This window comes from Shewanella mesophila, from assembly GCF_019457515.1.
Taxonomy (GTDB): Bacteria; Pseudomonadota; Gammaproteobacteria; order Enterobacterales; family Shewanellaceae; genus Shewanella; species Shewanella mesophila.
On record NZ_CP080421.1, the window covers coordinates 1,932,357 to 1,949,284 of the forward strand.

Annotated in this window: 10 protein-coding genes and 3 tRNA genes; 9 read left to right on the forward strand and 4 right to left on the reverse strand. The window is 43.6% G+C overall.

The annotated features are described in order from the left end of the window. Positions 1-16: 16 nt before the first annotated feature. The 3 genes from K0I73_RS08405 (at position 17) to K0I73_RS08415 (ending at position 6,640) form a co-directional block, all read left to right on the forward strand. Positions 17-4,858 carry an NAD-glutamate dehydrogenase gene (locus K0I73_RS08405; RefSeq protein ID WP_220064020.1) on the forward strand — a complete coding sequence of 1,614 codons (4,842 nt, stop codon included), beginning with the start codon at positions 17-19 and terminating at the stop codon, positions 4,856-4,858. Between the two features lie 61 nt (positions 4,859-4,919). Then, the gene (gene pyrD / locus K0I73_RS08410) at positions 4,920-5,939 is read left to right on the forward strand and encodes a quinone-dependent dihydroorotate dehydrogenase (protein ID WP_220064021.1); all 1,020 of its coding nucleotides are present in this window, start codon (positions 4,920-4,922) and stop codon (positions 5,937-5,939) included. Between the two features lie 167 nt (positions 5,940-6,106). Continuing rightward, positions 6,107-6,640 carry a cell division protein ZapC gene (locus tag K0I73_RS08415; protein ID WP_220064317.1) on the forward strand — a complete coding sequence of 178 codons (534 nt, stop codon included), beginning with the start codon at positions 6,107-6,109 and terminating at the stop codon, positions 6,638-6,640. 201 nt (positions 6,641-6,841) lie between these two features. Here the strand turns inward: K0I73_RS08415 and K0I73_RS08420 are convergent. Next, positions 6,842-6,918 (reverse strand) — tRNA-Met (locus K0I73_RS08420). Between the two features lie 215 nt (positions 6,919-7,133). Then, positions 7,134-7,210: transfer RNA gene (locus K0I73_RS08425), tRNA-Met, on the reverse strand. A 276-nt stretch (positions 7,211-7,486) separates the two neighbouring features. On the opposite strand from K0I73_RS08425, the gene rlmKL reads away from it, so the two are divergent. From rlmKL to rmf, 5 genes are all read left to right on the forward strand, one after another. After that, entirely contained in the window at positions 7,487-9,622 is a 2,136-nt protein-coding gene (gene rlmKL, locus K0I73_RS08430; protein ID WP_220064022.1) for a bifunctional 23S rRNA (guanine(2069)-N(7))-methyltransferase RlmK/23S rRNA (guanine(2445)-N(2))-methyltransferase RlmL, read from the forward strand. Then, entirely contained in the window at positions 9,615-9,851 is a 237-nt protein-coding gene (locus tag K0I73_RS08435) for a glutaredoxin family protein (protein ID WP_220064023.1), read from the forward strand. The genes rlmKL and K0I73_RS08435 overlap by 8 nt, the downstream gene beginning before the upstream one ends. 1 nt (position 9,852) lies before the next feature. Continuing rightward, positions 9,853-11,772 (forward strand): ABC transporter ATP-binding protein, encoded by a 1,920-nt coding sequence (locus K0I73_RS08440; RefSeq protein WP_220064024.1) that lies wholly within the window; start codon positions 9,853-9,855, stop codon positions 11,770-11,772. 26 nt (positions 11,773-11,798) lie between these two features. After that, entirely contained in the window at positions 11,799-13,649 is a 1,851-nt protein-coding gene (locus K0I73_RS08445) for a DUF3466 family protein (RefSeq protein ID WP_220064025.1), read from the forward strand. A 185-nt stretch (positions 13,650-13,834) separates the two neighbouring features. Continuing rightward, positions 13,835-14,011 (forward strand): ribosome modulation factor, encoded by a 177-nt coding sequence (rmf, locus tag K0I73_RS08450; protein ID WP_220064026.1) that lies wholly within the window; start codon positions 13,835-13,837, stop codon positions 14,009-14,011. A gap of 61 nt (positions 14,012-14,072) precedes the next feature. On the opposite strand, the gene fabA is transcribed toward rmf, so the two are convergent. Together fabA and K0I73_RS08460 are read right to left on the reverse strand one after the other, a co-directional pair. Next, positions 14,073-14,588, reverse strand: coding sequence for a bifunctional 3-hydroxydecanoyl-ACP dehydratase/trans-2-decenoyl-ACP isomerase (gene fabA / locus K0I73_RS08455; protein ID WP_220064027.1), 516 nt, complete (start codon positions 14,586-14,588; stop codon positions 14,073-14,075). Positions 14,589-14,653: 65 nt separating this feature from the next. Then, positions 14,654-16,378 carry a S16 family serine protease gene (locus K0I73_RS08460; RefSeq protein WP_220064028.1) on the reverse strand — a complete coding sequence of 575 codons (1,725 nt, stop codon included), beginning with the start codon at positions 16,376-16,378 and terminating at the stop codon, positions 14,654-14,656. A gap of 218 nt (positions 16,379-16,596) precedes the next feature. Here K0I73_RS08460 and K0I73_RS08465 point away from each other — a divergent pair. Continuing rightward, positions 16,597-16,687 (forward strand) — tRNA-Ser (locus K0I73_RS08465). Positions 16,688-16,928: the final 241 nt, after the last annotated feature.

Genomic DNA, 16,928 nt, shown 5'->3' on the forward strand with positions numbered 1-16,928 from the left:
TAAAGGAAACAGCAACATGGCCTTGAAAGATGCAATGCCTTCAGTACTACTTGAAAATGTAGTCAACCTAATTCACTCCAAAGTTCCCAATGCACAAGCCAAACAAGTCGAACAGTTCGCGACTTGTATCTATGCACACATGTCAAAAGACGACCTGCACGCCCGTAACGATAGTGATCTTTATGGCGCTGTGCTCAGTCTTTGGAATGTTGTTAATAAAACGCCAGTCGGCGAGAGTCATATTCGCGTATTCAATCCGAGTCAATCTAAGCATGGCTGGAAATCTTCACACTCAATTATTGAAGTGATCCACCCTGATATGCCTTTCCTAGTTGACTCTGTCGGTATGGCACTTAACCGAATGGGGATCACCACCCATATGATGTTGCACACACCGTTAACGGTGCAACGCGAGCAAGATGCAATCGTAAATGTAATCTATGGTGATGATCAGGATAACGGCGAAAAAGTGGCGGTTTTTCTAGTAGAAATCGATCGCTTGAGTAGCGAAGCTGATATCAAAAGTTTAGAGAAAGAGATTGCATCGGTTCTTGGTGATGTATCGGCATCGGTTAGCGATTGGCAAGTGATGTCAAATAAGTTAACTAGCACCATTAAAGAGATGGCAAAACGTCCGTTCCCAGGCGAACAGTCTGAACTTGATGAAGCGATCAACTTCTTAACTTATTTGAATAATCATCATTTTACTTTGCTGGGTTATCGCCGTTATAACCTCAACAAAGTTGAAGGTGATTTAGAGTTGGTTCCCGAGAATGATACCAGCCTAGGCTTGATGAATGTGCCTGGTAAACCAAAATCCGATAAAGGTTTAATGTTATCGACATTATCACAGACCGCTCGTAAAGAAGCGTTAGATAACAGCTTGCTGATTTTAACCAAAAGCAGTGAAAAGAGCCGAGTCCATCGTCCTGCTTATGTCGATTATATTGGAATCAAGCGATTCGATAAGAAAGGCAATGTGATCGGTGAAGACAGATTTATCGGTCTATATGCGTCTAATCTTTATAATCGCAGCCCAAGAGAGATCCCACTGCTGGCAGAAAAAATCCAGCGCGTCTTAGATGATTCAGGATTGACTCCGCTGTCACACGATTATAAAGCCTTGATGCACATTCTCGAAACCTTACCTCGAGATGAAATTATTCAGGCTCGTGAATCTGAACTAGCGAGCATGGCTCGTGGTGTGCTTGAGATGCAAGAGCGCGACAAGCTAAAATTATTTGTTCGCAAAGATGGATTTGGTCGTTTCTTATCTTGTTTGGTCTATGTGTCTAAAGATAGATATAACACTAAGTTGCGCCAAGATACCCAACGTATCTTAGCTAATCATTTTAATACAACAGAAGATGTTGAGTTTACTACGTATTTTTCTGAGTCGACACTGGCTCGTACTCACTACATAGTTAAAGTCGATAATAACAATACGGATGTCGATGTGGCCGCTATCGAAAATAATCTTATTGAAGCCGCGCGTTCATGGGAAGATAAACTCAGCAGCGCACTCATTGCAGCTCAAGGCGAAGAATCGGGTAATCATCTGGTTAAGCGTTATGTTAACGCATTCCCTCGTAGTTATAAGGAAGATGTACTGCCAAGTTCTACCGTTGTCGATGTAGATCACTTAGAAGCGTTGGATGACGACCACAAGCTCGGAATGTTGTTCTATCAGCCACAAGAAACGGCATTAAAAGACAACAAAGTACGTCTTAAGTTGTTCCATAAAGATGAGCCAATTCATCTTTCTGATGTGTTGCCAATGCTTGAAAACTTCGGTCTGAGAGTGATTAACGAGCGACCATACGAAGTGAAGACGGTCGACGGTGCGACATTCTGGATCCTTGACTTCTTGATGACTGTGCAAGGCGCAGCGGTGGATAACTTAGCCGACAGTCAAGATCGCTTCCAAACTGCGCTTTCACAGGTGTGGAACAAACAGTTAGAAGACGATGGCTTTAACCGCCTCGTATTAGCAACTGGGCTTTCTGGACGTGAAGTCTCTATTTTACGTGCTTATGCTAAGTATATGCGTCAAATTGATGCGACTTTCAGTCAGGCTTACATCGAAGAAACCTTTAGTAGCTATCCTCAGATAGCCGATCTCTTGGTTAAGATGTTTATTCGTAAATTCAATCCAAAGCTTAAGACTCGCACCTTAGCTAAGTTTGTCGAACAGATTGATCTGCGTCTTGATGATGTATCAAGTCTTGATGACGACCGAATTATCCGTCGTTACCTTGATTTGATTAACGCCACCTTGCGTACCAACTTCTACCAAGTGTTACCTGATGGTAGCAACAAGCCCTACGTCTCGTTTAAGTTCTCTCCTGCAGAGATCCCTGAGATGCCACGTCCACTGCCAAAGTTTGAGATCTTTGTTTACTCACCTAGAGTCGAAGGTGTTCATCTTCGTGGTGGAAAGGTCGCTCGTGGTGGTTTGCGCTGGTCTGATCGTCGTGAAGATTTCCGTACCGAAGTACTTGGGTTAGTAAAAGCACAGCAAGTTAAAAATACAGTTATTGTCCCAGTTGGTGCTAAAGGCGGGTTTGTTTGTAAACAGTTGCCCACTGAAGGCGGTCGTGATGCCGTCTTTACCGAAGGGCAAGAGTGCTATCGTTTATTCATCCGTGGCTTGCTCGACATCTCTGACAATATCATCGAAGGTGAAGTGGTACCGCCTGTGAATGTGGTTCGTCACGATGAAGATGATCCGTATTTAGTCGTAGCTGCCGATAAAGGAACCGCTACCTTCTCTGATATTGCAAACGCGATTTCTGAAGAGTACAACTTCTGGTTAGGTGATGCATTTGCATCAGGTGGTAGTAACGGTTACGACCATAAGAAGATGGGGATCACTGCCCGCGGTGCTTGGGAGTCAGTGAAGCGTCATTTCCGCGAGATTGGAATCGATTGCCAGACCACAGACTTTACTTGTCTAGGTATAGGTGACATGGCTGGTGACGTGTTTGGTAATGGCATGCTGCTGTCTGAACATACCCGTTTGGTTACAGCATTTAACCATATGCATATTTTCATCGACCCAACGCCAGATGCCAAAACCAGCTATCAAGAGCGTGCACGTTTGTTCGATCTACCTCGCTCAAGCTGGGAAGATTACAATAAGGAGTTGATTTCTAAAGGCGGTGGAATATTCCTACGCTCGGCGAAGTCAATCACTCTAACGCCTGAGATCAAAAAGATGCTTGATACTAAGAAAGCATCTATGACGCCTAATGAGTTGCTCAAAGAGCTACTTAAGATGAAGGTGGATTTGATTTGGAATGGCGGCATCGGTACCTATCTTAAGGCGAAGAGTGAAACTCACGCGGAAGTAGGCGATAGGGCTAATGATGCGCTACGTGTTAACGGTGAAGAAGTTAGAGCCCGTATTATCGGTGAAGGCGGTAACTTAGGTTGTACCCAATTAGGGCGTATAGAGTACACAGCTAATGGCGGTCGCATGAACACCGACTTCGTTGATAACGTAGGTGGTGTAGATTGCTCTGACAACGAAGTTAATATTAAGATCTTGCTTAATGCTATGGTTGCAGAAGGTGAGATGACAGTTAAACAACGTAACCGCTTGTTGGTCGATATGACTGATGAAGTGAGTCGCATTGTACTACAAGACTGTAAAGACCAGACTCGTACCATTTCAGTGACTCAAGTACGTGGTGCTGAGCAACTGAAAGAGCAGATCCGCTTTATTCACTATCTTGAAAAAGAAGATAAGCTCGACCGCGCATTAGAGTTCTTGCCAACCGATGACGAACTCGCCGAGCGTTTGGCCAATGGTAAGGCGTTGACCCGACCAGAGCTTTCTGTGCTAGTTGCATACGCGAAAATGGTGTTGAAAGAACAGTTACTGACACCTGAAATTACCGATGACACCTTCTTAAGTCAGTTGCTTATCGAGTATTTCCCTCGTCAATTGCAAGAAAAATACAGTGAGCGCATGGTTAACCATCCGCTGCGCGCCGAAATTATCGCCACATCGTTAGCCAATGAATTGGTTAACGATATGGGACTTAATTTTGTACAACGTATGCAAGATGAGACAGGTGCCTCAGTAGCCGAAGCTGCGATTTGTTACACTATGGCTCGAGAAGTGTTTGGTTTAGCTGATTTAACTAAGTCAATTACTGCGTTAAATGGGATCGTTCCTGCCGTTGTTCAGGGAGAGATGTTGCATCAGCTTCGCAGAAATCTTCGTCGTGCTTGCCGTTGGTTCTTACGTCACCGTAATCGTAACCAAGGCATTGAACAGACTGTCGCATTCTACAGTCCAGTATTTGAAGAACTTCGTGAAAATGTTCATCAATATATGGTTGAGGATGAAGTACAAGGTCTCTGCGCTGAAATCAATTCCTTGGTTAAAGAGGGCGTTTCAGAGAAAGTGGCGACCGATGTCGTTAACATGAGCACGCTGTTCTCAGCACTGGATATTTCCCAGATTGCTGAAGTTGAAGGTAAGCCTGTGGCGTTAGTTGCAGAAGCCTATTATAAACTAGGCGCTCGCATAGACCTGCATTGGTTCCTTGAACAGATTAGTGCTCAACCTGTGGCGAACCATTGGCAAGCCCTTGCACGAGCAGCATTTAGAGAAGAGCTGGATTGGCAACAGCGTTCATTGAGTTCTGCGGTGTTACGTACCTGCACCGACAGCTGTGATGCTGAAACCATTATTGCTCAGTGGATCGAATCCAATCAGGGCTTATTGGAGAGGTGGTTCCATATGCTTGCAGACTTTAAGACCTCGCAAACTCATGAGTTTGCGAAGTTCTCGGTCGCGTTACGTGAGCTGAATCTGTTGATCCTTCATTGCGAAGGTCAATCATAAAACGTTATTATAATAATAAGCCCTGGCAATAGCCGGGGCTTTTTTCGGTCTAGGAGAAAGCATGTTTTACAAAATCGCGCAAAAAGTGATGTTTCAGATGGATCCAGAAAAGGCGCACAATCTGGCGATTAATAGTCTGAAATCAACATCCAATTCTCCGTTAGATTGCTTCTACGCTCAGAAGTTTGATCCTGCACCAGTTGAGTTTATGGGGCTCACATTTCCAAATCCAGTCGGCTTAGCTGCCGGAATGGATAAAGATGGTGAGTGTATAGATGCTTTTCATGCAATGGGGTTTGGTCATATCGAAGTTGGTACGGTAACACCAAGGCCACAGCCTGGAAATGATAAACCTAGGTTGTTTAGGCTTAAACCTGCTAAAGCGATTATCAACCGTATGGGTTTTAACAACAAAGGTGTCGATAGTCTAGTTGCTCACCTTAAAGCGGCTAAATCTGGTGCAATGGTTGGCGTCAATATTGGTAAAAATAAAGATACGCCAGTAGAGCAGGGAAAGGATGATTATCTCATCTGCATGGAGAAGGTGTATCAATATGCGGCTTATATCGCTGTCAATATTTCATCTCCAAACACACCAGGCCTGCGCTCTCTGCAATACGGGGATCTACTTGATGATCTATTAGGATCACTAAAAGCTAAGCAAAAAGATCTCGCAAACAAGCACGGGAAATATGTTCCTATAGCGCTTAAAATTGCTCCCGATTTATCAACTGAAGAGATTGAGAAGATAGCGGAATCACTGATCCGTAATGAATTTGATGGTGCTATTGCAACCAATACCACGTTAACTCGAGATGGTGTTAGTGGGCTGGTTAATTCAAATGAGGCCGGTGGCTTGAGTGGTAAGCCATTGAATTCATTGTCGACTAAAGTAATAAAGCAACTTGCTGATAGCCTTAAAGGCCAGATCCCTATTTTAGGCGTTGGTGGAATAAATTCAGCTGATGATGCCATGGAGAAATTAGATGCCGGCGCCACTATGGTTCAAATATATTCAGGGTTTATTTATCGCGGACCTGAATTAATTAAAGAGATAGTGGAAGCTTACCGGTGCAGATAATTAATAAGATCTCTTTTTGATCTTATTAAACGATCGCGCGATCTAAATTTGATCGCGCTTGATCAACATAACATACTGTTATCTATGTTATATTTTGAAGAAAAATTTTGATATTGATTGAAATATCATCTATTATCGAGCTGTATTTACAGCAATGGGTACACGTTATGTTATTAATGCCACAAAGGGATTGGCAATGGATATATAACGACGCGTATGGAGTATTAAGCGTTTCGTTAGGTTCGGATATGGAATTTCTGACTCCCTATAAAATTAAAGCGCTAATTCCTGATGCACTATCTATTGTGGAATTTAGTGTAGAACATGCGAGATTCTATATCGACTTTATTGAGCGTTTAGGTAAATCTGTGAATGTCGCTGACGTGATAAAAGTTCAACTCAGTTTAAATGCTACAGCGGCTCATTTTATGTTGAAGCCACAAATGCCAAAGTCATGGTTTTTTGATAGCTCTGCAATTTGCGTTTATTCTGAGCTCGGAAAAGTTTTTCAGCTAAGATGTCAGGGTGTCGATGCCGATGTGATGGTTGTGGAAAGTAATCTACAGGCGTCATTGGTTATGCTGCTCTCTTCACAACTTATGCTAAATGATAATAAGTCGCTGAAACAGTTTGAGTGCATCAAAGTGATGAATGACCGTCTTCATCCTAAAAAAATAAAAAGGCAAACTGCTGCGGCGTAGCATGGTTTATTATAAAACCAATAATATTCTTGAAAAGATTGACAGAAAGGGAGCTAATGCTCCCTTTTCGTATTTGTTTTTTAGATCTCTACCTGAATTATTTTCGGTTGGAATTTTTTTGGAAGATTTTTTCTAGGTAGATAATTTTCTAGGATGATAATTCGCTCAGGAAATTGTTTGAATTCTTTAGATTAAAAGAATTGGTTGCGGGAGCCGGATTTGAACCGACGACCTTCGGGTTATGAGCCCGACGAGCTACCATACTGCTCCATCCCGCGTCCGTATTTCTATAATAAGAAACGCTGTAGTTGTTTTAATTCTGCTACTAAAAGAATTGGTGGGGAGCCGGATTACTAATTTAATAACTTGGCGACGACCTTCGCTTCTTTATATAAAGCGCTGAGCCCGACGAGCTACCATACTGCTCCATCCCGCGTCCGTATTTCTATAATAAGAAACGCTGTAGTTGTTTTAATTCTGCTACTAAAAGAATTGGTTGCGGGAGCCGGATTTGAACCGACGACCTTCGGGTTATGAGCCCGACGAGCTACCATACTGCTCCATCCCGCGTCCGTAATGCTAAAGGCTGAATCTACAGATAACATGCTGTTGCTAGCTGACTGTGTAATGCAATGTCCTTCAAAGCGGGGCGAACTATAGCGATATGATTCGCCCAATGCAAGTAAGATTAGACTTTAGCTCTTCAAGCGTTCATTAAAACGGCAAACTGCACTGTTATTGAGCGTGCAGGGGGATTTATCTCTGCCTATTAGCAGAACTTTTTATCTTTTAGATGTTGGACAATGTATAATAACGAATTGATTTTTGAAGTGTGTCTATTTATCCATGTTGAATTTTTTTGCTGCAGCCCCTCGAGGCTATGAATACGCGTTATCACTAGAGCTTGCCGAGTTAGGTGCCTGTGATATTAAAGAGAGCGTAGCGGGGGTTTATTTCTCTGCATCACTAGAGCTCGCCTACCGTATTACACTATGGTCCCGTCTTGCCAGTCGGATCATTTTGGTTATTTATAAAGGTCCCTGTGAAACGCCAGAGCAGCTTTATAATGCAGCTTATTGTGTTGATTGGCAGACTCATTTTTCAAATAAGAGTACCTTCAGCATCGATTTTCATGGCATTGGCGGCTTCATTAATAACTCGCAGTTTGGTGCGTTGAAGGTTAAAGATGCGGTGGTTGACCGTTTTCGCGATGATGGTTGCGAACGTCCTAACGTCGCTAGAGTGGACGCAGACTTTAAGATTGATGCGCACTACAGACGCGGACAAATCACACTAGGGGTTAACTTCTCTGGCCCAGCACTGCATCAACGTGGTTACCGAGCAACAACGGGTGAAGCGCCTCTAAAAGAGAACTTAGCGGCAAACATGCTAGTCAGAAGTGGTTGGAAGCAGCAACCTCAAGATCTGCTCGATCCGTTTTGTGGTAGTGGAACCATTCTAATCGAAGCGGCAATGATGGCGTGCGACGTTGCTCCAGCACTTTATCGGGCTAAGTTTGGTTTTCAAAAATGGCTGCGTCATCAAGATAATATTTGGCAAGGCTTAATGGATGAAGCTAAAGCGCGAGCCTCTTTAGGCATTAGTCGTTGTACGGTTAAGTTCTTTGGTTCTGATATTGATTCTCGCTTGGTTGCGCTGGCAAAGCGCAATGCTGAAAATGCCGGAGTGGCGGGGCTAATTGAGTTTTCTGTTTCAAATGCCTTAAATGTGAAACCACCAGTAGAGAATGGTTTTCTTATTACCAACCCTCCATACGGAGAGCGTCTTGGCACGGTAACCTCATTGCTACAGCTCTATTATCAGTTGGGTGACAAATTTAAGAGCGAGTTTGGCGGCTGGAAAATTGCCGTACTGAATAGTGATATTGAGTTACTTTCGGCATTGAAGCTTAAAGCCGACAAGCAGATGAAGATGTTTAATGGTGCGTTAGAGTGTGCTTTTAATTTGTATACGTTACATGCACAAAGCACTCGCCGCATCGATCCTAGCCAAGTGTTGGCACAAGGTGGAGAGGTGAGTGACGTTGCTACGCCTTTTGCCAATCGGATTAAAAAGAATTACAAACAGCTAAGTAAATGGGCTAAGCGAGAAGGTATCGACAGCTATCGTTTATATGATGCAGATATTCCTGAATACAATGTGGCAGTCGATAAATATCTTGATTACGTGGTGATCCAAGAGTATTCGGCGCCCAAGGATATTCCAGAGGCGGTCACTAAGCGCCGCTTAACCGATATCTTGTTGGTGTTGCCTAATGCTATTGGCGTCGAACCTGACAAAATTATTCTAAAGACCCGTGAACGTCAAAAGGGTACTAATCAATATCAAAAATTAGATGCTGAAAAGCTAGAGCTTAATACCATCGAATACGGTGCTAAGTTTAAGCTCAATCTTAAAGATTATCTTGATACGGGTCTGTTCTTAGATCACCGTTTAACAAGAAAGCTGGTTGGCGAAAAATCGAAAGATCGCTCTGTGCTTAACCTTTTTGCTTATACTGGTACAGCTTCGGTGCACGCTGCATTAGGTGGCGCAAAGTCGGTTACAACGGTTGATATGTCCAATACTTATCTTAATTGGGCGCAGGATAATTTTGCGCTTAATGGCTTATCGGGTCGTCAGTATCAGTTTATTCAAGGCGACTGTTTACAGTGGATCGCCGACTGCCAAGAAAAGTACGATCTCATTTTTATCGATCCACCGACGTTTTCTAACTCCAAGCGCATGGAAGATTCGTTTGATGTGCAGCGTGATCACGTAAATTTATTGAGTGGTTTAGTTAAACTGCTTAACGCTAACGGTGAGATTATTTTTTCTAACAATAAGCGTAAGTTTAAGATGGACAGTGATGCGATCGCTCGTCTAGGTTTTACTGTGACCAATATTGATGATCAGACATTACCGTTAGATTATAAGCGTAACCCTCAGATCCATAACACTTGGCTAATTACCCATGCCTAATATTGCCTCTTATATTTTGTTTCACACCGATGTTTGTCATCTGTGTGAACAGGCGCAGGCGTTAATTGATCCATTAGGTATCAATTATATTAAACAAGATATTTGTGATGTCGACGAATTAGCAGAGCGATACGGAACGCGTATCCCTGTCCTGTTACGTCAATCTGACCAATCAGAGTTAGGCTGGCCGTTCGATATCCAACAATTGCAACAGTTTACAGGAGCTTAAATTGAGTCTGGTTCGTATTAACAATGGCTCATTAGCCTATGGTTACACTCCGTTACTTCAACATGCTGACTTTGCGATCGAACCTGGAGAACGGGTCTGTATCGTTGGCCGTAATGGTGCTGGTAAGTCGAGCTTAATGAAAGTGCTATGCGGTGAAGTATTACTTGACGAGGGTGAGTTTAACATTGCCACCGATATCAAAGTGAGCCGTTTACAGCAAGATCCACCCAAAGCTGAGCAGGGCAGTGTTTACGCCTATATTTCTGCAGGTTTGCAAGAAGTAGGTGAAAAATTAGAGCGTTATCATCAGTTATCCCATGATGTGGGCAGTGCATCACCAGATCAGATGGAAAGAATGCTTAAGCAGATGGAGCGTCTGCAAGAGGATATCGATCATCTTAATGGCTGGCAGCTGGACTCACGGATCAATCAAACCTGTGAACTGTTGGGGCTCGATGCCGATGCGAGCCTCACAAGTCTGTCTGGTGGTTGGCAGCGAAAGGTCGCGCTAGCGAGGGCGTTAGTCAGTGAGCCAGATCTCTTGTTACTCGATGAACCGACGAACCACCTCGATATCGATACTATCGAATGGTTAGAGGAGTTTCTATTAAGCTATCGAGGCGCCATTGTCTTTATCAGTCATGACCGTGGTTTCATTCAACGTATGGCGACCCGTATCGTCGATTTAGATCGCGGCGTGGTCACCTCTTGGCCTGGTAATTATCAAACCTACCTCGATGGAAAAGCGGAATGGCTGCGGGTCGAAGCTGAGAAAAATGCCCAGTTTGACAAGAAACTTGCCGACGAAGAGACTTGGATCCGTCAAGGCGTTAAGGCGCGTCGAACCCGAAATGAAGGTCGCGTTAGAGCATTGAAAGCACTGCGTATGGAACGTATGGAGCGAATCAATCGCCAAGGCGGTGCTAAGATGGCGGTGGCCGATACCGATCGATCCGGTAAGCTTGTTTTCGATATCGACAGCCTCAATTACAATTTACCCGATAAAAACCTAGTCAAAAACTTTACTACTAGTGTGATGCGTGGCGATCGCATTGCGCTGATCGGCCCCAATGGTTGTGGTAAATCGACCCTGATTAAATTGCTTATTGGTCAGCTCGAGGCGCAATCGGGTGAGGTTAAAGTAGGAACAAAATTAGAGATAGCCTACTTTGATCAATACCGAGAAGCACTCGACCCTGAAAAGACGGTTGAAGATAACGTTGGCGAAGGGAAGAAGACGGTGACTATTAATGGTCAGGACCGTCATATTCTAAGTTACCTACAAGACTTTTTATTCTCACCCTTACGAGCTCGGACACCCGTTAAAGCCTTGTCTGGCGGAGAGAAAAATCGTTTATTGCTTGCGCGTTTGTTATTACGTCCTGCAAACCTAATTATTCTCGATGAACCGACAAACGATCTTGATATTGAGACCTTAGAGTTGTTAGAGTCTCTGCTGACCGACTACCAAGGAACATTGTTGTTGGTAAGCCATGACCGTGCTTTCATTGATAATACCGTGACCAGTTCATGGTGGTTTACAGGGAATGGTGGCTGGAGTGAGTATGTTGGCGGCTATGAAGATGCAGTGTCTCAAGGAGCAAAATTTTATTCTGAGGAACCAGTTGCCGCGGCCGCTGTCCAACCCAAGGTTGCCGAGCCTGTAAAGCAGCAAGCTAAGCCTGCCGCAAAGCAAGAAAAGAAGTTATCTTATAAATTACAACGAGAACTCGAGTCACTTCCAGCAAAGATGGAACAGCTGGAGGCGGACATTGAAGCACTACAGCTGGTGATCAGTGAACCAGATTTTTACGCTCAAGAACAAGATGTCGTGAGTCGTCGTTTAAGTGAGCTTGCCGCGCTAGAGCAGCAATTGGAAGTTTGCTTTGAACGTTGGGAAGAGTTAGAAGCCCTTAAGTAAGCGACAAATAAATAGGAATAAAATTAATGAAGTTGAAGTTTGATAGGGCCTTATCGTTAGTTGCCATCGGAGTTATTGGTGCACTGCAAACCGCTTATGCGGCGCCAGTTTATGAGATCCAAAACATTGAAGATTATGATCTAAATGGTACCTTAGAATCAACGATCAACGGATATGGGATATCAGTGAATCAAAACGATCAGATGCTTGGTATCTCTAAGGGTAAGAAGAAATTAGAAGTTAACAATGAAGATGGTGGTGTCATCGATATTGAAGATGGTATTCCGCCTGAACAGTTGGTCACTTACTCGGTTGATAAGCCCATTTTAGCTAACAACTTTACCTTTTTTGCTGAGGGTAATGGCTGGCTGCCAACATTTGATTCGGTATTTGGAACCACACCACCAAAAGATACCGATGAAAATGTACCAGAGTCCGTTAATTCGGTTAATGCCTACTATTATGGTATCAACAGTGCGGGTGTAAAAGTCGGCGCTTACAGTGCACCAGAACAAAAAGTGGAATATACCGGTGACAAAACTGGTGTTCATGAAGATCAAGAGTTCTGGTATTTCCGTGAGTTTGAAGAGCGGGGTTTTGTTAAATCGGCTGCGGGTAATGATGTACCATTAATCCCACCATATACGGTATATACAAAAGACGATACTAACGTCACGGTTGGCGGTGTATCAGTAGCCTCTGCAATCAACGAAAATAATGTGATCACAGGTTACGCCGCGACGGATATCGCATCATCTAGCGCAAGTCGCGTAGATAGCTGTATTACTGGTGAAGCCTATCCTGTCGATGTCTGTGTTCAGAAAGATCAGTATCCTGATAGCAATGGCTATCGACGTATTCTTTATCAAACGCGTGCATTTGTTTGGCAGTTTGATGGTAGCGATTCAGTTGTTGCGACTGAGTTAGCGTTACCTGAGAACTTAGATACAACTGGTGATCGCGTATATACCGCTCAAGGTTTAGGTATTAATGCTGAGGGGACAGTCGTTGGCCGCTCTCACATCAATCGTAACGGTGATACAGATAAGTTTGCCTATGATGCTGCGTATTGGATGAAAGATGATACCGGCAACTATCAGTATAATTGGGTCAAGATGACCAATGAGCAACTTTCATCTATTGCTTACGATATCAATGATAACGGCATCTTGGTCGGCAGTTATAAGCAATATATTGAAGGCTATTTGCGTGATAAGTTCTTCTATTTAGATACTAATCAAGCCGATCCTGCCTTAGTGACACCAAACGATTTCTTTAACGTAATGTCAGACCGCAGTTCGCGTCCGAAGGGGATCAATAACAAAGATCAAGTGGTCGGTTATGTTGAAGTCAGTAGCGAAAAGGAGAAGCCACGTATAAAGGCGGGTTTCCTTTTTGATAAAGCTGCCGATGAATTTAACGATATTAATGACCTGTTAGTCTGTGGTTCTAGAGGTTACGTTCAAGACGCCGAAGGCAAATGGGAACGTAATAAAGTTACCGTGATTGACGATAGTGGAGAAGAGCTCTCTTATGACAGCGATATCCGTATCGTAGAAGCGAATAGTATTAATGATGACGGCACCATCGTCGGTACGGCATTTATTCGTAAGCCGTCTTATCAATTTGATATTAATGGTGAGCTTGTAATTGGTGAAAATGGTAAGCCATTGTTTTTGTTAAATGCAAATGGACAACCCGTGACCTCCTATATTCCTAGAATGGTGGTGTTGAAGCCGACTTCATCTGGTACTGCTTGTACTGAAAAAGATGATGATAACAGTGGCAACGAAGATTATGAGCGTAAAGGTGCAGCAAGTTTCGCTTGGCTTTTCGCGCTACCTTTGGTCTGGTTTAGACGTCGTCGTCATAGCTAATTGCTGTTAGAACTATTTGAACTAAAAATCGAGGCAAATGCCTCGATTTTTTTTTAATAGAGAACTCATGAGCTTAAAAAATAAGCAGACCAAAAGACAAATTTTTAATTGATCTCAGTTGAAAAAAGTTCTATTTCTATCAGTGAGGCTTCGGCTTCTCGGATTTTTGAACAGAGGATGCTTGCATGAAAAGACAAAAAAGAGATCGTCTAGATAGAGCTTTTTCGAAAGGATTTCAGGCTGGAATTGGTGGACGTTCCAAGGAGAATTGTCCTTATTCAACATTAGACTCTAAGTCGCATTGGTTAGGGGGGTGGCGTGAAGGCGTCGATGGTCGCCTCAGTGGGTTATTTAACAAGTGACGCAGAGTTGCCCTCTAACAAGAGGGCATTTTTATATCTTTAACCGATAGTAGGTGGTTGACTAGAACGTCGAAGTGTCACTGAAGATGCCTACTTTCAAATCTTTAGCTGAATAGATCTCACGCCCATCAACTTCCATGACAGCATCGGCGATCCCCATTACTAGCTTGCGATACACTTTACGCTTAATAGTTAGCTTGTAAGTCACTTTTTTAGCATCGGGTAATACTTGGCCTGTAAATTTGACTTCACCTACGCCTAACGCTCGGCCTTTGCCCTCAGCTCCTTCCCAACCAAGGAAGAAACCAACGAGTTGCCACATAGCATCTAAACCTAGGCAACCAGGCATGACTGGATCGGTTTGAAAATGACAGTCAAAAAACCAAAGAGAAGGGTCAATATCTAGTTCGGCTACAATTTCACCTTTGCCAAACTCGCCACCATCATCGTTAATTTTTACGATCCGGTCGATCATCAACATGTTGTCGATAGGAAGGCGAGGAGAGTTGGCGCCAAATAGGTTTCCGTGGCCGCAAGCCACTAATTCTTCTTTGCTGAAACTGTTTGCTTTATTCATTATTAACTTTACTCCGTAATAAGAGCTGCAAGGTTAGCGAACACGTGTACGCTAAACAACTCCGATCAGCTAGAAAGTTTCAATTTTTCGAGCAGCTTAGCAAAAAAAGAGGGCTCTTCATCTGGATAACCCGCTAATCCTTCAAGGCGAGTCTGCACTAATCCATATAAGCTATTCTCTTCGAACTGGCCATTATCATCACGGGCACCGGCTGGCTTCTTCATCAAAATGGTGACAGCTTCGTCAATATGTTCGACTTGGTACAAGTGGAACTTATTTTCTGAAATCGCTTGAACTACCTCTTGATGGAGGTTGAGCTGCTGGACGTTGGATTTTGGCAATATAACCCCTTGGGTTCCCGTTAAGCCACGTCGCTTACAAAGACTGAAAAAGCCTTCAATTTTCTCGTTAACGCCGCCAATCGCCTGTACTTGACCAAACTGATCTATCGCACCTGTGGCCGCAATGCCTTGATCGATCGGTTGCTCGGCAATGGCTGACATCAGGGCACAGTATTCTGCTAATGAGGCACTATCACCATCAATCTCTTGATATGATTGTTCAAAGACGATGTTGGCGTTGAGGTGCAGGGGCGCATCTTTACCAAAGATTCGATATAAGCAAGATGAGAGGATCATTAATCCTTTCGCATGAATATTACCGCCTAGTTCTGACTTTCTCTCGATATCGGCCACTTCTCCATCACCGTAGTGTACCGATGCCGTGATACGAGCGGGCTCACCGTAGCAGTATTCTGCGGTATCGAGCACCGTTAGGCCGTTGATCTGACCCACCATGATCCCGTCTGTGGGAAGATTAATAAAGTTATCATCAAAACTCTGCGCCGATAACTCTTGAGATGCATCATGACGTTTTGTGTGCTGCTGCAGCGCATGCTCTATGGCTTTGCCATTAATCGTTCGAGAATGACTATAAGCACAAGCTTGTTCCATTAATTGCACTAATGGGACCGTTAAAAGTGTTAGATGCTGCTGATGATCGGCAAGTCTTGAACTATAAGTAAACAGCGGAGCTATGGCCGATTGTTCAAGCGTGACATTGTGATCATCTGCCAGTGTCAACAGCCAGCTTAAATAATCGTATTCGCTATATTGTGGGGTAGTTATTTCGGTAACCAATTCGCCAAGTAGGGGGAAATGATTAGCGAACAAACGCTCTTCAACGTAGGAAACGCTATATAACGCGCTACTGCCGACCAATATGATTTTGCATTGCAGTGGCACGTGCGGCCAATCAGAATGCACAGCATAATGACCTTGGTCGATGATCTGCAGTAATAGCTCCCACATCGACTCGCGTTTCCACAAGGATTCGGCGCAAACAAATAGATAGTGGCAGTCAGCTAATGCGCCAGCGTGATACTGTTGTGGTGTAGTTGTGCTGAGATGTCCTAACAGATCTCGCCGTTTGATGTTGCCACTAAGGTAGCGATAGGGTACTCGTGTTTGGCTAACGTTATCTTCGCCTATGCTCGTTTGCCACTCTAACTGCTGGTTTTGATTATCGCTGCCGTCGTTAATCTGGTTTAAATACAGATCTGATTTAGCATGCTGGCTATTAACGAGCGCCTCAATCAATTTAAGACGATCGATACCACGTTGGTCGGCAAGGTACATATGTTGGCCTTGGGTGTTCGCCAACAGCTTAAATGCGTCGAGAGTACGTTCTTGGCCAAGTAATCTCGACTGAATACTCGTGTCGATACTGGTAACAGATGGGATAGTAAAACTAGGTGATAGCGAAGCAGTCGAGATTGGATTTGCGTTCATATTGGAGAGCTTTATTTAAACATGCTCAGATGTTAGCACAATTTTGAATAGCCCCTATTAAGTTTCGTTACTTTCAGCTTTATGCTGTTTGGTTTTGAGCTCATTGGTTAAAAGGTGACTGACATGGATTATTTATTGGCCGATCAGTTTAATTTTCATCAAGGGAGCGGGTTTTAGGCTTTACATCTTATAAGGATACTTATACTATCACCGCCGCTGGAGAGATGGCAGAGTGGTCGAATGCACCGGTCTTGAAAACCGGCACGGGTTTATAGCCCGTCTAGGGTTCAAATCCCTATCTCTCCGCCACATTCAAACAAAAATCCCGTTATCGAAAGATGACGGGATTTTTGTTGCTTGCACTGCCACCATTTGCACTTTCGCGACAAGTACTCGCTAAAGATAGCGACTTGAACCCTCGGGTCAAATTTTAAACTTTAAATAAGGCTAAATTTCAGTTTGATCCTAATGGTAAGCTTTAGGTTTTTTTATCTGTCCAGTGGGCTGGCGATACCAGTTTGGTTGATGCCCGCAGCATGAGTATAATACC